At 53.9% G+C, this 19,927-nt stretch carries 18 protein-coding genes; 2 read left to right on the top strand and 16 right to left on the bottom strand.

Annotated features, from left to right (window positions below):
- Window positions 1-68: 68 nt before the first annotated feature.
- Window positions 69-842, top strand: a complete 774-nt coding sequence (gene elyC / locus KAJ71_RS15765; RefSeq protein WP_248946608.1) for an envelope biogenesis factor ElyC — start codon at window positions 69-71, stop codon at window positions 840-842.
- Here the strand turns inward: elyC and KAJ71_RS15760 are convergent.
- The 6 genes from KAJ71_RS15760 to cspE all read right to left on the bottom strand — a co-directional run bounded on the left by KAJ71_RS15760 (window position 839) and on the right by cspE (window position 5,059).
- Entirely contained in the window at window positions 839-1,735 is an 897-nt protein-coding gene (locus KAJ71_RS15760) for a YcbJ family phosphotransferase (RefSeq protein WP_248946607.1), read from the bottom strand. The genes elyC and KAJ71_RS15760 overlap by 4 nt on opposite strands.
- Before the next feature lie 134 nt (window positions 1,736-1,869).
- Window positions 1,870-2,619, bottom strand: coding sequence for a 3-deoxy-manno-octulosonate cytidylyltransferase (kdsB, locus tag KAJ71_RS15755; RefSeq protein ID WP_024530368.1), 750 nt, complete (start codon window positions 2,617-2,619; stop codon window positions 1,870-1,872).
- Entirely contained in the window at window positions 2,616-2,798 is a 183-nt protein-coding gene (locus KAJ71_RS15750; RefSeq protein WP_021804911.1) for a Trm112 family protein, read from the bottom strand. The genes kdsB and KAJ71_RS15750 overlap by 4 nt, the downstream gene beginning before the upstream one ends.
- 271 nt (window positions 2,799-3,069) lie before the next feature.
- Window positions 3,070-4,296: a winged helix-turn-helix domain-containing protein gene (locus KAJ71_RS15745; RefSeq protein WP_248946606.1), complete on the bottom strand. Its 1,227-nt coding sequence runs from the start codon at window positions 4,294-4,296 to the stop codon at window positions 3,070-3,072.
- A 109-nt stretch (window positions 4,297-4,405) separates the two neighbouring features.
- Window positions 4,406-4,627 carry a cold-shock protein gene (locus tag KAJ71_RS15740; RefSeq protein ID WP_025119391.1) on the bottom strand — a complete coding sequence of 74 codons (222 nt, stop codon included), beginning with the start codon at window positions 4,625-4,627 and terminating at the stop codon, window positions 4,406-4,408.
- 222 nt (window positions 4,628-4,849) lie between these two features.
- Window positions 4,850-5,059, bottom strand: coding sequence for a transcription antiterminator/RNA stability regulator CspE (cspE, locus tag KAJ71_RS15735; protein ID WP_021804914.1), 210 nt, complete (start codon window positions 5,057-5,059; stop codon window positions 4,850-4,852).
- Window positions 5,060-5,574: 515 nt separating this feature from the next.
- Here cspE and hglS point away from each other — a divergent pair.
- Complete coding sequence (gene hglS, locus KAJ71_RS15730; protein WP_248946605.1) at window positions 5,575-6,981, top strand: 2-oxoadipate dioxygenase/decarboxylase HglS; 1,407 nt, start codon at window positions 5,575-5,577, stop codon at window positions 6,979-6,981.
- 1 nt (window position 6,982) lies between these two features.
- Here hglS and lpxK read toward each other — a convergent pair whose 3' ends face one another.
- The 10 genes from lpxK to ansB all read right to left on the bottom strand — a co-directional run bounded on the left by lpxK (window position 6,983) and on the right by ansB (window position 19,920).
- Window positions 6,983-7,960 (bottom strand): tetraacyldisaccharide 4'-kinase, encoded by a 978-nt coding sequence (gene lpxK / locus KAJ71_RS15725; protein ID WP_248946604.1) that lies wholly within the window; start codon window positions 7,958-7,960, stop codon window positions 6,983-6,985.
- Window positions 7,960-9,705 carry a lipid A ABC transporter ATP-binding protein/permease MsbA gene (gene msbA / locus KAJ71_RS15720; RefSeq protein ID WP_248946603.1) on the bottom strand — a complete coding sequence of 582 codons (1,746 nt, stop codon included), beginning with the start codon at window positions 9,703-9,705 and terminating at the stop codon, window positions 7,960-7,962. The genes lpxK and msbA overlap by 1 nt, the downstream gene beginning before the upstream one ends.
- Before the next feature lie 35 nt (window positions 9,706-9,740).
- Window positions 9,741-12,029: a ComEC family protein gene (locus KAJ71_RS15715; protein ID WP_283106794.1), complete on the bottom strand. Its 2,289-nt coding sequence runs from the start codon at window positions 12,027-12,029 to the stop codon at window positions 9,741-9,743.
- Window positions 12,030-12,260: 231 nt separating this feature from the next.
- Entirely contained in the window at window positions 12,261-12,545 is a 285-nt protein-coding gene (ihfB, locus tag KAJ71_RS15710) for an integration host factor subunit beta (RefSeq protein WP_004928264.1), read from the bottom strand.
- A 62-nt stretch (window positions 12,546-12,607) separates the two neighbouring features.
- Window positions 12,608-14,284, bottom strand: a complete 1,677-nt coding sequence (gene rpsA / locus KAJ71_RS15705; protein WP_248946602.1) for a 30S ribosomal protein S1 — start codon at window positions 14,282-14,284, stop codon at window positions 12,608-12,610.
- Between the two features lie 191 nt (window positions 14,285-14,475).
- Entirely contained in the window at window positions 14,476-15,165 is a 690-nt protein-coding gene (cmk, locus tag KAJ71_RS15700; RefSeq protein WP_021804920.1) for a (d)CMP kinase, read from the bottom strand.
- Between the two features lie 192 nt (window positions 15,166-15,357).
- On the bottom strand, window positions 15,358-16,644 hold the full coding sequence (gene aroA, locus KAJ71_RS15695; RefSeq protein ID WP_248946601.1) for a 3-phosphoshikimate 1-carboxyvinyltransferase: 1,287 nt from the start codon (window positions 16,642-16,644) through the stop codon (window positions 15,358-15,360).
- 116 nt (window positions 16,645-16,760) lie between these two features.
- Window positions 16,761-17,846, bottom strand: coding sequence for a 3-phosphoserine/phosphohydroxythreonine transaminase (gene serC / locus KAJ71_RS15690; protein WP_248946600.1), 1,086 nt, complete (start codon window positions 17,844-17,846; stop codon window positions 16,761-16,763).
- A 248-nt stretch (window positions 17,847-18,094) separates the two neighbouring features.
- Window positions 18,095-18,787, bottom strand: coding sequence for a DUF421 domain-containing protein (locus KAJ71_RS15685; protein ID WP_248946599.1), 693 nt, complete (start codon window positions 18,785-18,787; stop codon window positions 18,095-18,097).
- 86 nt (window positions 18,788-18,873) lie between these two features.
- Window positions 18,874-19,920, bottom strand: a complete 1,047-nt coding sequence (gene ansB, locus KAJ71_RS15680) for an L-asparaginase 2 (protein WP_248946598.1) — start codon at window positions 19,918-19,920, stop codon at window positions 18,874-18,876.
- Between the last annotated feature and the right edge of the window lie 7 nt (window positions 19,921-19,927).

Below are 19,927 nucleotides of genomic sequence, written 5' to 3'. Positions count from 1 at the left end.
GAATAGATCTTCTTGCAGCATGAATGCGGCCAGATGCCGTTTTTTCGCCCAAAAGGACCTGATTTTTGATGTTATTTCACTTAAAAAAGTTTATTGGCGGCCTGATGATGCCGCTACCTGCCCTGCTGTTGTTAATGGGGCTGGCATTATTGCTGCTGTGGTTTACCCGTTGGCAGAAAAGCGGCAAAGTCATATTAAGCCTGAGCTGGCTGCTGTTGCTGTTGCTCAGCCTGCAACCGGTCGCCGATCGCCTGTTGCGGCCGCTTGAGTCCAACTACCCGACCTATAGGGGTAACGGCCCGATTGACTATATCGTGGTGCTGGGTGGCGGTTACACCTATAACCCGGACTGGGCACCCAGCTCTAATCTGCTCAACAACAGCCTGCCACGGGTGACAGAAGGCGTCAGGTTGTACCTGTCACACCCAGGTAGCAAGATGGTCTTTACCGGTGGAAAAGGCGCGAAAACGCGAAGCAGCGCGGCCACCGCAGCACTGGTGGCGGAAAGCCTGGGCGTGCCTGCCAGCGACATCGTACTGGTAGATCGCCCGCGAGATACCGAGCAGGAAGCCGCAGAGGTCGCCAAATTGGTGGGGCAACAGCCGTTTGTGCTGGTGACATCCGCCAATCACTTGCCGCGTGCCATGCGCTTCTTTGAGGCCCAGGGCCTGCACCCAATGCCGGCTCCGGCCAATCAACTGGCTATTACTTCACCGCTGAATATCTGGGATCGGGTGATGCCTTCTGCCATGTTCCTTGGACACAGCGAACGGGCGGCATACGAAACGCTGGGCAGCCTGTGGCAACGGCTAAAAGGGGACGGTGAGACCAGCGGCGATTAGTGAGCCAGCCAGGGCCGTAGCTGTTGCGCGGCCTGATCAAACGCCGGGCGATCCAGCTTGCCGGTATGGATCATCCTGGCCACCGCTTCCCACACCACATAGAGCCAACGGCGAGCCAGGAAGGACTCCGCCACCGGCGCACGCTGTAGATAGTGGAACAGCAACTGATCCGGCATACCCGCCTCGCAGAGTCTGAACAGCTCATATTCCCGAGGCGCCCACAGTATCATGCCTGGGTTTAACACCGCCAGCAACTGGTCGGTTTTGGCATCTTTCAGCATGCTGCATAAACCCAAATTACCGTGAACCAGCACGCAAGGGTCGTCAAAACCGGCAAAAAAGCCGACCCGCATTTCGCGCGTGCGGTACAGCAGACGACGATCTGCCATGCTTAACAGCGGCGAGTTAAGATTATTCAGAGTTGACCAAAGCACCTCGATACGCTGCTGATACCAGCTGAACCAATCATTCTCCTGCGTGCTGTCTACCGAGCCCACGCAGCCGTGGCTGTCGATACGGTGCCAGGCCAGTATGCCGTCGACAATCTGGTCCATCAAAGCTTCCCAACGGGCCAAAGTCCGCGTTGGAGCCTCTACCGACACTCCACGCAGGCGTTCGATCAGCAAAATCTCTTTGTATGGCGCTTGCCGGGTGTAGACCACGCCAAATACCGTTGGCAGACGAATATCCCCTTCACGCGCCAGCATGGATAGCTTGTAAGCTTCCTGCTGGGCAATGCCCTCACAGACAAAGCTTTTCGCCATCAACGGGATCGCATGATCCTGGTGATCGTACAGTGAATACAGATGGGCATAAGGTTGTTCGCTGACGCGTTCCAGACGACCGACGGACTCCCCCAGCACAATACTCAATTCGGCGCGCAGCTGCTCCATGGGACGAAACCCTCCAGATTAAGGAAAAGCACCTGTCATCATTGAACGGTGAGCGGAGAAATTCTTCAATGCAGATCAATAAAAGGGGGTAAATCAGGAATTGAGATGGCCGGAGTCTCCGGCCAATAGATGACTCAACGCTTGATGCTGTCCCGCACTCGTTGCAGGTCTTCTGGGGTATCAACACCGACGCTCGGAATGGCCTGCGCCACCGCGACGTGGATCTTTTCGCCGTACCACAGCACACGCAGCTGCTCCAGCAGTTCAATCTGTTCCAGCTGGCTTGGCTGCCAACTGACGTAGCGGCGGACAAAACCGGCACGGTAGGCATAAATCCCGATATGCCGCAGCAGACTATTGCCAATACTCTCTTTTGACTGAGCAAAACGCTCACGATCCCAAGGGATGGTAGCGCGTGAGAAATAGAGCGCATAGCCTTGCGCATCCATCACCACCTTGACCGCATTCGGGTTGAAGGCTTCTTCTGCGGTTTCGATCGGCACCGCCAGCGTGGCCATTCCTGCACTGCTGGCCGCCAGGTTTTCTGCCACCTGACGTACGATAACCGGCGGGATCATCGGCTCATCACCTTGCACATTGACAATGATTTCATCATCGGCAAAGCCACATTTCTCGATCACTTCCGCCAGGCGTTCGGTGCCGGAATGGTGATCCGGGCTGGTCATGCAAACTTCTCCGCCGGCAGCCTCGACCGCTTTGGCCACTTCAGGGTGGTCGGTGGCGACAATCACGCGGGAAGCCCCTGATTCACGGGCGCGTTCCATCACATGTACCACCATCGGCTTACCGTGGATATCCGCCAACGGTTTACCCGGCAAGCGGGTGGACGCGTAACGCGCCGGGATGATAGCGATAAAACTCATGCGTGTTTCTCGTCCAATGGGATGGTGCGCGCTTCGTTTTCCAGCAATACCGGAATGCCATCACGCAGTGGGTAGGCCAGGCCGTCCAGTTTGCAGACCAATTCCTGATGTTCTTTGTTGAAATAGAGCTTACCGTTGCAAACAGGGCAGGCAATGATTTCGAGTAAACGGTGATCCATGCTTCCTCCAGGGGAAGATATGCTAACAGGGAAAGTGCGTGAGGATAGCATAACGCCATGAGGCCGGTTAATCACCGCCTGATTTGCTCAGACGGTTGCCGAGCGGTAAATTTTTCTGCGGGGGTTGAATCGACCTATCAGCCAGCGTAGAATTTTTTGTGATTTACATCACAAAAAAATGAGAATATGCAAATGATCAAACGTCTTCATAAAATCATCGCGCTGTTTGCCAACTACAGCAACTAACAAAGCTTAGGGCGAGGGGCGTTAGTTATTCTACTTCCCAGCCCTGCCCCCACTCTGAGGCCAGCAGCGCCGGAACATCGCCCAGCGAAATCTGCTGCGCCCCGTGCCATTTCGCCGTACGGGTGATTGCCTGACGAATATCCTGACAACGCTGCTTGCCCAGCTTGACCCCAGATTCAAGATGGAAACTGATTACTTCAAACACGCCCAGCTTGCGGTGCATTTTCGCATCCACCCGGCCAATCAGTTCGCCCCGCTGCAACAGCGGCAAGGTGAAATAGCCGTACTGGCGTTTTTCTTTTGGCGTGTAGCATTCCAGCCGATAGTCAAAGTTGAACAGTTCCAGCGCACGCCGCCGATCCCACACCACCGGATCAAAAGGAGACAGCAGACAGGTTACCGTGGATTTCAACTTCCCTTGTTCCGCCAGCGCCAACTCGACCGCCAGCGACCGGTGGACATAAAATTCGCCTGCCAATCCGTTGATAGCAACCTGGGAGATCTCCCCCTGCTGTAATAACGTTGCCAGCAACGGTTTGGGGGCAACACGTTTTAAGCGGTAATAATCCGCCAGCCATTCGGCTTTAAACACGCCGAGATAGCGGCAACTGCGGGTGAGCATCTGTAGCTGCGCTGTCGCCTGAGATAAGGCATGCACATCATCATCCCACTGCGGCAATAAACGTTCGGTAAGATCGTAGACACGGTGAAAATTACGGCGTTCAGCCACCATCAACTTGCCAGAGGTAAACAGAATTTCCAGATGACGCTTTTCCGGCTTCCAATCCCACCAGCCGTTAGCGCCTTTCTTTTCGGCGCTGAAATCGGCCGAACGCACCGGCCCCTGCACCGCGATATGCTGTAGCAGTTCATCGATAGCCTGCTGGTGCTGTTGCACCCATTCCTGCGAGTATTTCCACCCCATCCCCTGCGGTTGCAGCATGCGGTGGCGTAACAAACCAAAGTCATCGATGGGGAGAAAACAGGCTTCGTGCGCCCAGTACTCGAACAGTTTGCGGCTAGCCAAAGCCTGTTCCAGCCATTCTGGCCGATAATCGCCCAGGCGGCTGAATAGCACCAGGTAAGGACTGCGGGCCACCACACTGATGGTGTCAATTTGCAGCAACCCCATACGATCGATGGCGGTAACCATATCATCGGGGCGAGCCTGGCGTTTGATTGGGGATAGCAGCCCTTGAGCGGCAAGATGAAGCGCGCGGGCAGAGGAAAGCGAAATAACGGGGATTGGCATCCTGATATCCAAGGTCATTGAGCAATGGCCTGATGATAGAGGATCCTGGGGAAGTTTTCTTCGCCAGTGCGTGGGGTGGCGGCACCGGCACTGGCGAGGAAAGTTTGGGTCAGAACGCGATAACGTCTGCCGCTGACAGCCCGTGAGAGCTACGATAGATCGAGAACTCGACGTTCTGACCTTCGTTTAATGACTTGTTCTTGGTATTGGCGATAGCACGGCGGCTAACATAAATTTCGTCACTACCATCGACCGGTGAAATAAAACCATAGCCTTGAGCCTGATCAAACCATTTCACGTGGCCCATTTTTAGTACTGTATTCTTAAACATATTTTTATATCCTTTCACTTGAGCATCCTTAACAACGTTATTTTTGTTATTGTTGGGACGCTACCAGCCCATCCTAAAGTTTTTCGTAACAAACCTCTCGTGAGCAAAAATTAAAAAACCCGCACTACGGCGGGCTGGTTGAACTCAATATCTTCCGCATAACTCAGCATAAACGCGTCATTATGGTTGTATTAAGCTCTCTATACGCTATTCCCTGTAAACTTACAGAGCAACAACGTTGGCGGCAGCCGGCCCGCGCGGGCTGTCCTGAATGGTATACTCAACACGCTGGCCTTCTGCCAGAGTCTTGAAACCTTCGGTCATGATTGCAGAGAAGTGTACGAATACATCTTTGCCGCCATCTTGTTGTTCAATGAAACCAAAACCTTTACTTTCGTTGAACCACTTAACCTGACCAGTCTTCTTAGACATTACTATTACCTTTTAAATATTTACAAAACCTGCCCTATGGCAATGTGGCCGTTTTTCAGAATCATTACTTATGGGAGGTACTTAGGAGGTTCGTCTTTGAAGCGGAATCAGATGATAACGTCTTGGGAGAAACTACTTACTCTATACTCGTACATAAATAGCTCTGCATCACAGGCCGATATGCATTTACTCATAAACTCATCATCAAGACAAGAGGTTTATCACACTTTTTAACTACATCCGCCCAGAAGATTCCCATCTTGCTGATTTTAATAATTTAAATTTCTCTTATTTTAAACTCATTGATGGAGTATTTCGCTCATCACTCACCACTTGGGGTTATGCCTGCAAATGAGAGCTAACGCATAAAACACTAATATCGTTAGTCAATCGATAACAAATCACGAACCAACTGACTAGACTTGAGTCAAAAACACGGTGAGTGGTCATCTAGCCAGCACTATTGGCGGCCTAAACCACACTTTTCAGTTTTATTGAGCTAAGGAGCTAGCAGTATGATCGACCAGCACTTCGTCTCGCCGAATGAAATTCGCGCCAAATTTTCCCTGGCAATGTCGGCCATGTATCAACAAGAGGTGCCACTTTACGGTGAATTAATCGACCTGGTCGCAGAAACCAACCGGCAGGTGCTAAGTGAAGACTCAACCTTGGCCCATGGGTTACAGATTACCGGCGAAATCGGTCGATTATCGATGGAGCGCCACGGCGCTATCCGTGTCGGTACGGCGGCCGAATTGCAAACTTTACGGCGGCTGTTTGCCGTAATGGGGATGTCGCCGGTGGGTTATTACGATCTGACCGCTGCCGGCGTCCCTGTCCATTCCACCGCCTTTCGTGCCGTACATGAAGCCGATCTGCAAGTCAGCCCATTTCGCATCTTCACCTCGTTGCTACGACTGGAACTGATTGAGAATGTGGCGCTGCGCGAGCTGGTACAACGGCTACTGGATCGCCGCTGCATTTTTACCAAGCGGGCTTTGGAACTAATGGCGTTACATGAAGCTCAGGGCGGGCTGGATACCGAGCAAGCGCAAGAATTCGTTGCCCAGGCGCTCGAAACCTTCCGTTGGCACCGTTTGTCCACCGTCAGCGCCAGCGAGTATCAACAGTTGCACAATCAACATCGCCTGATCGCCGATATCGTCGCCTTCAAAGGGCCACATATCAACCACTTGACACCAAGAACGCTGGATATTGATCGGGTACAGGCGGCAATGCCGGAACGCGGGATCCCGCCCAAAGCGGTGATCGAAGGCCCGCCTACGCGCCACTGCCCAATTCTGTTACGCCAGACCAGTTTCAAAGCGTTAGAGGAACAAGTCCTGTTTATTGAACCTGACGGTCATCAGGTTGTGGGGCATCACACCGCGCGTTTCGGTGAGATTGAGCAACGGGGCGTAGCCCTGACCGCCAAAGGGCGAGCGCTTTACGATCGCCTGCTGCAGACCACCCAGGATGCATTACAAGTTCCGGCCACGGAAGATAACGCTCCGCGTTATTACCAACTGCTGGCAGAACATTTCCGGGCCTTCCCGGATGATTACAACGCACTACGCGTGCAACAACTAGCCTGGTTCCGCTATTTCCCTACCGAATGCGGGCTGGCGGCTAAAGACACCGTTGAGCAGCACAGTACGCTCGAACAGCTCATCGCTCTGGACTACATCCGCTTCCAGCCGCTGGTGTATGAGGATTTCCTGCCGGTCAGCGCCGCCGGCATTTTTCAGTCTAATCTGGGGGATAGCCGCCATGTGCAATACGCGACGGCATCAAGCCGTGCGGTGTTTGAACAGGCATTAGGGGCAGACGTCATTGATGAATTGAAGCTTTATCAGCAAACGCAGCAGCGCTCACTGCAAGCTTGTGCGCAAGCCTTGGGGTTGCGCGCTTTGGAAGCTTAGGTTATTTGATTAACTTCTGGATCCCTTGCAACAGTTGCTCGGCCTGCTCGGTGGGAAGTACCGCTTCAACCGGCAGATACCACCAATCAGGCTGGGCAAAGGCACGGCATTTCACCGCATCCTTCTCGGTCATCAGCAGCGTTTGGCCCTGACTCACCAGTGCGGCTAACTGCCCGTGGTTGTATTCCTGGTGATCGGCAAAGGCAATCTCACGATCGGCCTCAACCCCCAACTTTTCTAGCGTGGCGAAAAACCTTGGGGGATGACCGATCCCTGCCATCGCCACTACATGGGGCAATGCGATCGCCGGGCGGCGTTCACCGCTGGCGATATTTACCGCATCCTGTGCCTGGAGTTTCATGGCGATCTCCCCCGGCTGGGCAACACCGCCATTTGCCACACAGGCATCCACCGTTTTTAAGCGGGCCACACGCTCACGCATCGGGCCAGCAGGTAGCCACCAGCCATTGCCGAAGCGACGAACGCCATCGATCACCACCAGCTCAAAATCACGCTGTAAAGCATAGTGCTGAAGGCCATCGTCGGTGATGATCAAATCCAGCTCACCTTGGTTCAATAAGGCTTGCACCGCTTCGGCACGCTTTGGCGAAATAGCCACCGGCGCCCCGGTGCGTTGATAAATCAGCACGGGTTCATCACCGGCCTGCCGGGTCGTAGTCTGAGCATCCAGCACTAGCGGATAGACTGCCGACTTGCCGCCATAGCCTCTGGAAACCACGCCGACCCGGTAGCCACGCTGTTGCAGTTGCTCAACCAGCCAGATCACCATCGGTGTTTTACCGTTGCCACCCGCCGTGAGATTCCCCACGATAACCACCGGCACTGGCGCACGCCAACTCTTGCGCAGACCACAGCGGTAGCTAAGGCGGATCAGGCCGCTCACCAGGCCATACAGCCAGGAGAGCGGCAACAGCAGCAGGTAAACCAGTGAACTACCGGACCAGATGCGCTCTATCATTACTGACCAAACTGCATGCGGTGAAGTTGTGCGTAGGCCCCTTTATGCTCGATCAACTCGGCATGCTGGCCACGTTCAACGATACGCCCATCTTCAACCACCAGGATCTCATCAGCTTTCTCGATGGTCGACAGGCGGTGGGCAATCACCAATGAGGTACGGTTTTTTTGCAGTTCGTCCAAAGCTGCCTGGATCGCACGTTCGGATTCGGTATCCAGCGCGGAGGTGGCCTCATCCAGGATCAGGATTGGGCAATCTCGCAGCAAGGCACGAGCGATGGCAATACGCTGACGCTGCCCACCGGAAAGCATCACGCCGTTTTCGCCTATCACCGTATCCAGACCATGCTCCATTTTATCAATGAAGTCGGTGGCATAGGCCATACGCGCCGCTTTCTCAATCTCTTCACGGCTGTAGCGCTCTTCACGAGCATAGGCAATGTTGTTGGCAATGGTGTCATTGAACAGGTGTACGTTCTGTGAAACCAGGGCAACCTGATCGCGCAGCGAGGCCAGGGTATATTCCCGCAGATCGTGGCCATCCATCAGGATCTGCCCTTCCTGCACGTCGTAGAAGCGCGTCAACAGGTTAGCAATCGTCGATTTGCCCGAACCAGAACGGCCAACCAACGCCACCGTTTTACCTTCTGAAATGCTCAGATTGATATCACGCAGCGCCGGGATCTCACGCCCAGGATAAGCAAAGGTCACATGACGGAATTCAATATCTCCTTTGGCACGCTCAACCTGACGGGTACCGGTATCCTTTTCCTGTTCCAGATCCAGGATAGAGAACAACGTCTGGCAGGCCGCCATCCCACGCTGGAACTGGGCATTCACGTTGGTCAAGGATTTCAGTGGGCGCATCAAGGCAATCATGGAGGAGAACACCACGGTAATGGTACCGGCTGTCAGCGTATCCATAACGCTAGGGAAGCTTGCTGCAAACAGCACAAACGCCAATGCCAATGAGGCGATCAACTGAATAATCGGATCGGCAATAGAAGAAGCCGAAACCAGCTTCATCCCCTGCTGACGCATGCGGTTACTGACGGTGTTGAAGCGATCGGTTTCCACCTGTTGGCCACCAAAAATCAGCACTTCTTTATGCCCTTTCAGCATCTGCTCTGCACTGGTCGTCACCTGCCCCATGGTGTTTTGCATATTTTTACTGATATTGCGGAAACGCTTGGAGACCAGGCGGATCGCGAAGGAGACAATAGGTGCCAACACGATCAGGATCAGCGAAAGCTGCCAGCTGTAATAAAACATCATGATGAACAGGCCGATGATCGAGGCCCCTTCACGCACTACGGTAACCAACGCGCTGGAAGAGGATGAAGCTACCTGTTCAGAGTCGTAGGTAATACGTGAAAGCAGGGTTCCTGTTGATTGCTGGTCAAAAAAGGCGACCGGCATTCTCATCATATGGCCGAACAGACGACGGCGCATCTGCATCACTACCATGCCTGATACCCAGGAAATACAATAGCTGGAGACATAGCTGGTGATGCCACGCATCAGCATCAGGCCAATTACGACCAGCGGCATCCAATGCAAGACTCGGCTATCGACTTTACCAAAGTCATCTAATAACGGTTTGAGCAGGGACAGCATTAACGTGTCACCCGCGGCGTTTAAAACCAGCGCTACGGCAGCTACCACCAAACCGGTTTTAAAAGGAGTGATCATCGGCCAGAGGCGACGGAATGTCTGCCAGGTGGAGAGATCTTTATCATTCATCATGCAAATACCAGCATCGGAAGAAATAGCGGCCCATTCTACTCATTATCCCCCTCAACGCCAAACCACTGATGATACCAACGCGGATTTAGTTGTTCGCGAAAGCCTTTAACTTGCCAATCATTGCGATAAAAAAACACGCTGAGCTGCCCTGAGCGGGCCGTATCACGCCAGCTAATCGCGTTTTCCCGATAGCGTTTGACTACTTTTGCTGCCGGTAATCGCCAGACGTTGTAGCGAGAAGCTGAAGCCAATGCCAGTTCAGGGGCAACGGCACGCAAAAATGGCGGCGTTGAAGAGGTCTTGCTGCCGTGATGAGGTACTTGAAGGATAGTGCTGGGTAAATTCGCACGTTGTTTCAGCAAAGCCTGCTCGGCCCGACGTTCAATATCACCCGTCAGCAACAGGCTGAACCTGCCATCATCGACGCGCACTACGCAGGAATCATCGTTACCCGCTTGTTCTTTCCGCTCCGGCGGCCACAGCACCTGAAAGTTTAGCTCTTGCCAAACCCACCGTTGCCCTTGTACGCAAGGCAGGTGACCTACGTTGACGATCGGCGTACGCACGCTGGCCTGTGGAAACGCCGCTGTTAGCACTTGTAACCCGCCGATATGATCCAGATGGCTATGGCTGATGACGATTTGCTCCAGCGAGATCTGCCGCCAGCGTAATAAGGGCAAAATCATCCGCTCTGCCGCGCTGGAGGTCTGCCAGCGGTTGCCCGTATCAAAGATAACGGCCTTGCCTTGCCGCTCTATTACCACCGCCAGGCCGTGCCCCACATCGATCATATCGACCCGCCAGCGATAATCTGGCGACCTTTCCCGCCAAAGCAGGCAACCTAACACCACTACGGCGCAGCCAACGGGAAAGTGAAACCACCAACGAAACCGCCAGCAGACCACGGCTAACCAGCCAAGGGCGCTAAATTGCAGCAAGGCAGCCCCAACCTGTAGCCACCCTTGTTCCAGCCAGGGTAGCGGCCATAGGGCCCAACTAACGGTAAGATCGGCCAATTGCCAACACCAATAGCTTACCGGCGGAACAAAAAACAACATCAATGCCAACAATATCAACGGAACCGACAGCAGAGAAACGATGGGTACCGCCCAAAGGTTGGCGGGTAGCGATGTCCAACTTACTCCTTGAAACAGACCAAATTGTAACGGCATCAACAACAGCGTCATCCCCAGTTGAATGTGTAGCCAACGCAAAGGGGCCCAGCCCCAAGCTGCGCTAAAACGCCTTGGCAACGGTGCCCATTCAAACCAAAAGATTAAGGCCGCAACCGCCAGGGCGGAGAGCCAAAAACTGTCCGAAAGCACCGACATCGGATCGCAAAGCAACAGCAGGCTGATACACCACAACCAGATTTGCCAGGAAGTGCAGGAAACGCCGTTGAGGCGCAACCAGAACCACAGCGACAAGGCAATAAAGGCTCGCATTGCTGGAGGTTGCCCACCCGCCAGCCACACATAGCATAGCGCCATCAACCAACTGACGACCAGCGGCAAACGGTAGCCGATGTAACGCGCGGGCAATAAATACTGTATGCCACGCGCCAACCCCCAGGCAAAGGCGGCGGCAAGGGAAATATGCAGGCCAGAAATGGCCATCAGGTGAGCCACGCCGGTTTTCATCAGTTGCCCACGCAGATCATTAGCCATCAGAGCCCGCTCACCAAACGCCAGCGCCAGCAACACTGGGCGTTGCGTCAGCGGCATGAGCGATTGATCCATCTGCGTGACGATCTGCTGGCGCCAGTTACAACCCTTATCCAGTACCGTGGCGGAACGTATAAAGCCACGCAGCGGTTGCCGATTAGCAATAGCCCAACGCTGCCCGTCGAAACCCCCTTCATTCAGGCTGCTGTGTACCGGGCGGAAACGAACCTTCATTGCCCAACGTTGCCCGGCACAGGGCTTTCCGCCGCGCCAGTTTGCCGAAAAGGACAACGCAGGAACCAGCCAGCGCCCGCTAACCTGCTCAATACGCAGTTGAACCTGTGGCGTTTCCCCCCCGTCCAGCAAAATGCTACGCACGGAAGCAATCACGGCTTTATCACCGCTGGTCGTCAACGTTGCGACTTGCTGCATCACTAGGCTGGCACTGCCAGTGGCGTAGATAAAACCCAGCAGGCAGCAGCACAATGCCTGACTCCATGGGTTAGGTTTATGTCGCCACAACCGCAGAGCCACAACGGTTAGCCCCAACAATAAAGGCCACGGCGGTAATTGGGGCAAAAACAGTATTGGCAGCATCCCCATCACCAAAGCGATGGCGGCCCTATCCAGCGAAATCCTGATTTCCGCGCTCCTTGCCAAGTTTATCCTGCAACCAATGTTACTTCTCAGGCGGGTAACTGCCAGTTGCAGTTTGCTATCCAGGAAAGTATCTCGAAAACAATCGGTTGGCTATTTGGTATTTGCAGGAAAGGTTGCGTACTGGATCGCAAATTTTGGCAGGTATGGACGATTTTACAGCCGAAAAAAAACGGCACCCTAAGGCACCGTTTTATATTCTTTACAAGCAACAACACTATGGGTGGTCAGCGACTAGCCATAGATATTGGCACGGTCACGCAACTCTTTACCTGGCTTGAAGTGAGGAACGTACTTGCCGTCCAACTCAACTTTATCACCCGTTTTAGGGTTACGGCCGACGCGCGGAGCACGGTAGTGAAGAGAAAAACTGCCGAATCCGCGGATCTCAATGCGCTCACCCTCGGCTAGCGTAGCTGCCATGTGTTCGAGCATCTCTTTCACTGCATCCTCAACGGCCTTCGCCGGAATATGAGATTGCTGGCCAGCAAGTCTTTCAATAAGTTCAGACTTGGTCATAGTTCCTCCAAGCTTTGCAGCTAAACTACCGTATCGGGGCGGTCAGAAACCGCCCCCCGTCATTACTCGCCTTTAGCCGCTTTGAAGGCTTCAGCCATAGCGTTAGAGAAGTTGCTTTCTTCCGGTTTGCTGTTGTTAACCGTAGCAATTGCATCTTTCTCGTCAGCTTCGTCCTTCGCACGGACGGACAGGCTTACAACGCGGTTCTTACGGTCAACGCCAGTGAATTTAGCTTCAACTTCGTCACCAACGTTCAGAACCAGAGTTGCGTCTTCAATACGGTCGCGAGAGGCTTCAGAAGCACGCAGGTAACCTTCTACGCCGCCTGCTAATTCAACTGTAGCACCTTTGGCGTCAACTGCAGTGACTTTACCAGTAACAATAGTACCTTTCTTGTTCATAGACAGGTAGTTATTGAACGGATCTTCAGCCAGTTGCTTCACGCCCAGGGAGATACGCTCGCGCTCTGCGTCAACTTGCAGAACCACAGCTGCGATTTCGTCGCCTTTCTTGTATTCACGAACTGCTTCTTCGCCTGCAACGTTCCAGGAGATGTCAGACAGGTGAACCAGGCCGTCGATGCCGCCGTCCAGGCCGATGAAGATACCGAAGTCAGTGATAGACTTGATTTTACCTTCAACACGGTCGCCCTTGTTGTGGGTTTCTGCAAACTGCTGCCATGGGTTGTTTTTGCACTGCTTCAGGCCCAGGGAGATACGACGACGCTCTTCATCGATGTCCAGAACCATCACTTCCACTACATCGCCCACGTTAACAACTTTGGACGGATGGATGTTTTTGTTGGTCCAATCCATTTCAGAAACGTGTACCAGACCTTCAACGCCTTCTTCGATTTCCACGAAGCAGCCGTAATCAGTCAGGTTGGTTACACGACCAGTCAGCTTGGTGCCTTCTGGGTAGCGTTTAGCGATAGCAACCCATGGATCTTCGCCCAGTTGCTTCAGGCCCAGAGATACACGAGTACGCTCGCGGTCGAACTTCAGCACCTTAACAGTGATTTCGTCGCCCACGTTGACAATTTCGCTTGGGTGCTTAACGCGTTTCCAAGCCATGTCAGTGATGTGCAGCAGGCCGTCAACGCCGCCCAGATCCACGAATGCACCGTAGTCAGTGAGGTTCTTAACGATACCTTTAACTTCCATGCCTTCCTGCAGGTTTTCCAGCAGTTGATCGCGCTCTGCGCTGTTTTCGGATTCGATTACTGCACGACGAGAAACAACAACGTTGTTGCGCTTCTGATCCAGCTTGATGACTTTGAACTCAAGCTCTTTGCCTTCCAGGTGCAGAGTGTCGCGAACTGGACGCACGTCAACCAGGGAACCTGGCAGGAACGCACGAATACCGTTCAGCTCTACAGTGAAGCCACCCTTAACTTTGCCGTTGATAACACCGACGACAGTTTCAGCTTCTTCGTAAGCTTTTTCCAGCGTGATCCAAGCTTCGTGACGCTTAGCTTTCTCACGGGACAGCAGAGTTTCACCGAAGCCATCTTCAACAGCGTCCAGCGCAACGTCAACTTCGTCACCAACCTGGATTTCCAGCTCGCCCTGGGCGTTTTTGAATTGCTCAGCCGGGATGGCAGATTCAGATTTCAGACCGGCATCAACCAGTACGACATCTTTATCGATAGCAACAACAACACCACGAACGATGGAACCCGGACGGGTTTCGATTGTTTTCAGGGATTCTTCAAAGAGTTGAGCGAAAGATTCAGTCATGTTTAATCTTCAGGGTTCTATAGTTTAACGTCCATTTAGCATCCCGCCGAATGGGGTTGTTTCACATACCTCGCCATTGGCTTCCTGCCGACAAGGTTTAGGTTACAGGGGTAAAATTTTACCCGATATATTCAGTTACTGCTATGCAGTACGATGACAAATATAACAAAAAGCTAAAAACGCCGCCGCGCTTATTGCTGCGGCAACGCCAAAACTTCATGTGCATATGCCAACGCCCGCTGGATCACTTCCTCGATCGACATGCTGGTAGAATCCAACACGAGGGCATCGAGAGCCGGCACCAGTGGCGCAATAGCCCGATTACGGTCACGGTCATCCCGTTCCTTTATCTCGGCTAAAAGACGTTCAAAGTTAACATTAAAGCCCTTTTCCTGCAACTGTAGCATGCGACGATGCGCACGCTCTTCGGAACTGGCGTCAAGGAAAATTTTAACCGGCGCATCCGGGAACACCACCGTGCCCATGTCACGGCCATCGGCGATCAGGCCCGGTGCCTCGCGAAATGCGCGTTGGCGGCGCAGCAGCGCCTCACGAACTCGTGGGAATGCGGCCGTTTGCGAAGCCGTATTGCCAACGGTTTCGGTGCGGATCTCATTACTGACGTCCTCACCTTCCAAAATAACCTGCAGCTTGCCGTCCTGAGCAACAAAGCGGACGTCGAGATGGGCGGCCAAGGGGACTAACGCCTCTTCAGAGGTGATATCCACCTGATGGTGCAACGCTGCCAGGGCCAGGACGCGATAAATCGCGCCGGAATCCAGCAAACGCCAACCAAGGGATTCTGCCAGCGCTTTGCACAGCGTGCCTTTGCCTGCACCACTTGGCCCATCAACGGTTATCACCGGAACTGTAGCCGTCATTTCTCTCTCCTTCAGGTAGAAACCTCACAGGAACACGCCTGCTGTCTGCCCAAGTAGGAGCAGATTCGGGGGCGTATTATACGCGCCTGTGGAGTTTACTGTTACCGCGAACTGTCTGATTGCCGAAAAGATGGGCACCAATGCGCAAAAAAGGCCTCAAACGAGGCCCATTGATAACGGATATCGAGAAGATTAGGCCAACTGGCTGATACGCGCCAGCTGCTCAAAATAGTCCGGGAAGGTCTTGGCGGTGCACTTCGGATCAAGAATGGTCACTGGCGTATCGGAGAGTGCCACCAGCGAGAAACACATCGCCATACGGTGATCGTTGTAGGTACCAATCTCGGCAAACTGCAGCTGGCTTGGCGGTACGACATGAATGTAATCCTCGCCTTCATCGACCTCTGCACCGACTTTGCGCAGTTCTGTTGCCATCGCCGCCAGACGGTCGGTTTCCTTTACCCGCCAGTTGTAGATATTGCGGATGGTGGTCGGCCCAGTCGCGAACAGTGCGGTAGTGGCAATGGTCATCGCCGCATCTGGAATATGGTTCATATCCATATCGATGCCTTTTAGCTCGCCGCGGCTGCACTCGATAAAATCATCGCCCCAGGTGATGCGCGCGCCCATTTTTTCCAGCACGTCGGCAAATTTGGTATCGCCTTGCACGCTTTTCTTACCGATACCGGTAACGCGCACGGTGCCGCCCTTAATCGCCGCCGCGGCCAGGAAATAGGATGCCGAAGAGGCATCGCCTTCCACCAGATAGTCGCCTGGCGAACGGTAAATCTGCTGCCCACGGATATGGAACACGCGATAGTTGTCGTGCGTGACTTCAACGCCGAAAGTACTCATCAGGTGCAGGGTAATATCGATATAAGGTTTGGAAACTAACTCACCTTTGATATGGATAGCGGTGTCTTGGGCCGCCAACGGTGCCATCATCAGCAAGGCGGTCAGGAACTGGCTGGAAACACTGCCATCAACGCTGACGTCACCGCCGCGGAAGCCACCACGCAGGCGCACAGGTGGGTAATCGGTTTGTTCAAGGTAATCGATTTGCGCCCCGCCCTGGCGTAGTGCATCCACCAGATGGCCAATCGGGCGCTCTTTCATGCGTGGTTCGCCGGTCAACACCACATCGCCCTCTCCCAGGCACAGTGCCGCCGCTAACGGACGCATTGCCGTACCGGCATTACCGAGAAACAGCTCCAACGGCTGCGTGGCAACCAACGGACCCGCGTTGCCCTCAACGGAACAGGTGGTGCGATCGTCAGAGAGCTGGTAACTCACCCCTAGTGTCTGCAAGGCATTCAGCATATGACGCACATCGTCACTGTCCAGCAGGTTGGTCAGCCGGGTCGTTCCCCGCGCCAGCGCAGCCAGTAGCAAAGCCCGATTGGATACGCTCTTGGAGCCGGGTAAGTTGACGGTGCCATCGACCAAAGCAACCGGTTGTAACGTCAGGGAATCCACCATGTGAACAAAACTCTCCAGAATCTGATAAACGAAACGGCCCCGGGATAATGCCGGAGCCGCTTTAATGCAAAAGGACAACAGCGGTACGACCGCCCGTTCAGTACGGGCGGTGGCCATCAACCATGGCGGCGTTCGAAGTCGACCATAAAGTCAGTCAGGGTCTTCACGCCCGCCAACGGCATCGCATTATAGATGGAAGCACGCATGCCGCCTACTACGCGGTGGCCCTTCAGTGCCTGCAGGCCAATGGCTTCTGCTTCGCTCAGGAACACTTTGTCCAGTGCGGGATCGGCAAGCTGGAACGGCACGTTCATCCAGGAGCGGTTGGCAACAGCCACGCGGCTACGATAGAAGTCCGACTGATCGATGGTGCTATACAGCAACTCGGCCTTGGCTTGGTTGCGCTTTTGCATTTCCACCAGGCCGCCCTGCTCTTTCAGCCATTTGAACACCAGGCCAGACAGATACCAGGCGAAGGTTGGCGGCGTGTTGAACATCGAGTCGTTTTCTGCCAGCACGGTGTAGTCCAGGATCGATGGGACTTCGCGGCGCGCTTTACCCAGTAGATCTTCACGCACGATCACCAGCGTCAGGCCAGCAGGACCAATGTTTTTCTGTGCGCCCGCATAGATAACACCGAAACGGCTGACGTCCAACGGACGGGAAAGGATGGTCGAAGAGTAATCGCCAATCACCACTTTATCGCCAAAGTCTGGCGTTTCATCAATCGCCACGCCGTCGATGGTTTCGTTCGGGCAATAGTGCACGTAAGCCGCGTTATCGCTCAGTTGCCACTCTTTCATCGGCTTGATGCCGCTTAAGCCATCAACGGTGGTTTTAACGTCAATCACCTTCGGCTGGCAGTATTTTTCCGCTTCAGTGATCGCACTGTGCGCCCAGTAGCCGCCATCGATATAGTCGGCAGTGGTGTTATCGCCCAACAGGTTCAGTGGTAACGCGGCGAATTGCGCGCGGGCACCACCGTGGCAGAACAGCACTTTATAGTTGGCGGGGACTTTCAGCAGATCGCGTAGATCCTGTTCGGACTGTTCGGCGACGGCGATGAATTCTTTACTGCGATGGCTGATTTCCATCACCGAAGTGCCAAGACCGTGCCAGTTGCACAGCTCTTGTTCCGCACGACGCAACACTTCAACCGGCAGCATCGCCGGGCCTGAGCTAAAATTATAAACCTGAGTCATTTCCCCTCACCACATTCACTGTGCGCCGTAAAAACCGGCTTTCGACATATGCCCGAAGTTAACGCTGATGTTAACCAACTCTATCGGTTTTATCACTCACGTAACCCGGCTGCAATGCTTATTGTTCCAAGGGTGGGAAACTGACGAGACCGCAAATAACAGGCTCTGCGGCCTCAGGGTTTATTTGTGCCATAAAACGCTGTGACACTGGCGTATTCAGCGGGTTAACGCGGTTTTTTGTGCTGTATTCAGCTTACCCGGCTATGGGACAGGGCTGCGATCCATTTACGGTTGCCACAGCGTGGGCAGTCGTGTTCCGGTGATGGCGTCAAGGTGGAGATCAGGCTACACATCCCGCAGGCATAATCACCCTCCACATCAATCTCAACCACGCTTTTAACGCATTTTGCCGGTAATACCGGTAACCCGGGCCGTACCTGCTCATCCGGGTAGAAATACACCGATATGGTGCCGTTCACCTCAAGGATGGCCAATCTCACCTGCCCTAAGTGCTCAACACCGGCCTGACGGAGTTCCATAAAGAACTCATCGTGGGTGATATTTTCCCGGCACAGAATGTCCCAATCGAACAGCCCTTCACTGACCAGAATCAACGGCTCGCCCTCCATCCAGGTCTGGAGTTTTTGAAAACGATCCATCAGCCAGGTGGAAAAGCGATACATCACCATGATAGAAACAAACACCATCAGCACCGGTAGCAAAGGAACATCGTGATAAAACGCGACGTCACCGGCTGCGGAACCCAGAGTCAGGATGATTAGTACCTCAAACAGCGACATTTGGCGTACCCCACGCCGCCCGGTCATTTTTAAAAAGATAAATACCAGCAAAAAAGTGAACAGGCAGCGTAACGCCACCTCGGCCAAGAACTCTGGCGTGGTCTCGTCGAATGCCATTCTTTGGATATCAAATGCCTGCATGAAATCGTTCCTGCGTAATGGGGATTTCCTACAGCTTAGTCGGGACGGGGAAAATGGGGACATTACGCCCCCACTTGAGTCAGGAATCAATACTGATTAAACATCGCCTGGATCTGTTTGGCGTCTTTGGTCTGGGTCAATGCCAGCTGCAGCAGAATTCTCGCTTTTTGCGGATTCAGCGTGCCAGCAGCCACAAAACCGAGTTTGGTATCATCCACTTCCGCATCTTCGGTGGTGGAACCGGTAGGCACACGGGAAGAACGCACGACCGCCACGCCGTTATGGGCCGCGGTGGCCAGCGTATCAAACACGGTTTTATACAGGTTGCCATTCCCCACCCCGGCGCTGACGATCCCTTGATAACCTTCGGCGATCAGCGCCTTGGCCGGAGCATCGGACGCGTTGGCATAATTATAGATAATACCGACCTTCGGCAGCGTACTCATCTGGTCGACGTTAAACGGCGTTTCGCTGGTGTGCTTGCGCTGTGGCGAACGTTGGTAGTCGATTTTGCCGTTGTGGATGTACCCCAGCGGGCCAAAATTAGGCGATTGGAAAGTCTGTACGCCGGTGGTATTGGTTTTGGTCACGTCGCGGCCATCAAGCACCGTATCATTCATCACCACCAGCACGCCCCGCTTGGCCGATTGAGGGTCGGCAGCCGTGACAACCGCGTTATACAGGTTAAATGGGCCATCGGCACTCATGGCCGTTGCCGGACGCATCGCCCCGACAATGACCACCGGTTTTTCGCACTTGACGGTGAGATCCAGGAAATAGGCGGTCTCCTCCAGCGTGTCGGTACCGTGAGTGATCACGAAGCCATCGGTTTTGGCGCAGTCCGCGTTAATCTTCTTGACCAGCTTGAGCCAGACCTCGTCATTCATATCCTGGGAACCGATATTAACCACCTGCTCACCCTGCACGTTGGCCACCTTTTTCAACTCCGGCACGGCATCCACTAACGCCTCAACACCTAGTTTACCCGCAGTGTAATTGGACTTGGTGGCAGAGTCACCGCCGCCAGCGATAGTGCCGCCAGTGGCCAGCAAGGTGATATTAGGTAACGCCAGTGCCGAGCCGCAAGCCCCGGCCAACAGCAGTGCCAATACGCTGAGTTTCACTGATTTCATTACGTTT

Source organism: Serratia silvae, from assembly GCF_023282985.1.
Classification (GTDB): domain Bacteria; phylum Pseudomonadota; class Gammaproteobacteria; order Enterobacterales; family Enterobacteriaceae; genus Chania; species Chania silvae.
The sequence above is the reverse complement of the archived record's forward strand: the minus strand, read 5'-3'. Positions and strand labels throughout refer to the sequence as shown.

What these genes read in the sequence shown, in the direction of transcription:
- elyC (WP_248946608.1), top strand. Translation starts at nt 69, where the DNA reads ATGTTATTTCACTTAAAAAAGTTTATTGGCGGCCTGATGATGCCGCTA.
- KAJ71_RS15760 (WP_248946607.1), bottom strand. Translation starts at nt 1,735, where the DNA reads ATGGAGCAGCTGCGCGCCGAATTGAGTATTGTGCTGGGGGAGTCCGTC.
- kdsB (WP_024530368.1), bottom strand. Translation starts at nt 2,619, where the DNA reads ATGAGTTTTATCGCTATCATCCCGGCGCGTTACGCGTCCACCCGCTTG.
- KAJ71_RS15750 (WP_021804911.1), bottom strand. Translation starts at nt 2,798, where the DNA reads ATGGATCACCGTTTACTCGAAATCATTGCCTGCCCTGTTTGCAACGGT.
- KAJ71_RS15745 (WP_248946606.1), bottom strand. Translation starts at nt 4,296, where the DNA reads ATGCCAATCCCCGTTATTTCGCTTTCCTCTGCCCGCGCGCTTCATCTT.
- KAJ71_RS15740 (WP_025119391.1), bottom strand. Translation starts at nt 4,627, where the DNA reads ATGTTTAAGAATACAGTACTAAAAATGGGCCACGTGAAATGGTTTGAT.
- cspE (WP_021804914.1), bottom strand. Translation starts at nt 5,059, where the DNA reads ATGTCTAAGAAGACTGGTCAGGTTAAGTGGTTCAACGAAAGTAAAGGT.
- hglS (WP_248946605.1), top strand. Translation starts at nt 5,575, where the DNA reads ATGATCGACCAGCACTTCGTCTCGCCGAATGAAATTCGCGCCAAATTT.
- lpxK (WP_248946604.1), bottom strand. Translation starts at nt 7,960, where the DNA reads ATGATAGAGCGCATCTGGTCCGGTAGTTCACTGGTTTACCTGCTGCTG.
- msbA (WP_248946603.1), bottom strand. Translation starts at nt 9,705, where the DNA reads ATGATGAATGATAAAGATCTCTCCACCTGGCAGACATTCCGTCGCCTC.
- ihfB (WP_004928264.1), bottom strand. Translation starts at nt 12,545, where the DNA reads ATGACCAAGTCTGAACTTATTGAAAGACTTGCTGGCCAGCAATCTCAT.
- rpsA (WP_248946602.1), bottom strand. Translation starts at nt 14,284, where the DNA reads ATGACTGAATCTTTCGCTCAACTCTTTGAAGAATCCCTGAAAACAATC.
- cmk (WP_021804920.1), bottom strand. Translation starts at nt 15,165, where the DNA reads ATGACGGCTACAGTTCCGGTGATAACCGTTGATGGGCCAAGTGGTGCA.
- aroA (WP_248946601.1), bottom strand. Translation starts at nt 16,644, where the DNA reads ATGGTGGATTCCCTGACGTTACAACCGGTTGCTTTGGTCGATGGCACC.
- serC (WP_248946600.1), bottom strand. Translation starts at nt 17,846, where the DNA reads ATGACTCAGGTTTATAATTTTAGCTCAGGCCCGGCGATGCTGCCGGTT.
- KAJ71_RS15685 (WP_248946599.1), bottom strand. Translation starts at nt 18,787, where the DNA reads ATGCAGGCATTTGATATCCAAAGAATGGCATTCGACGAGACCACGCCA.
- ansB (WP_248946598.1), bottom strand. Translation starts at nt 19,920, where the DNA reads ATGAAATCAGTGAAACTCAGCGTATTGGCACTGCTGTTGGCCGGGGCT.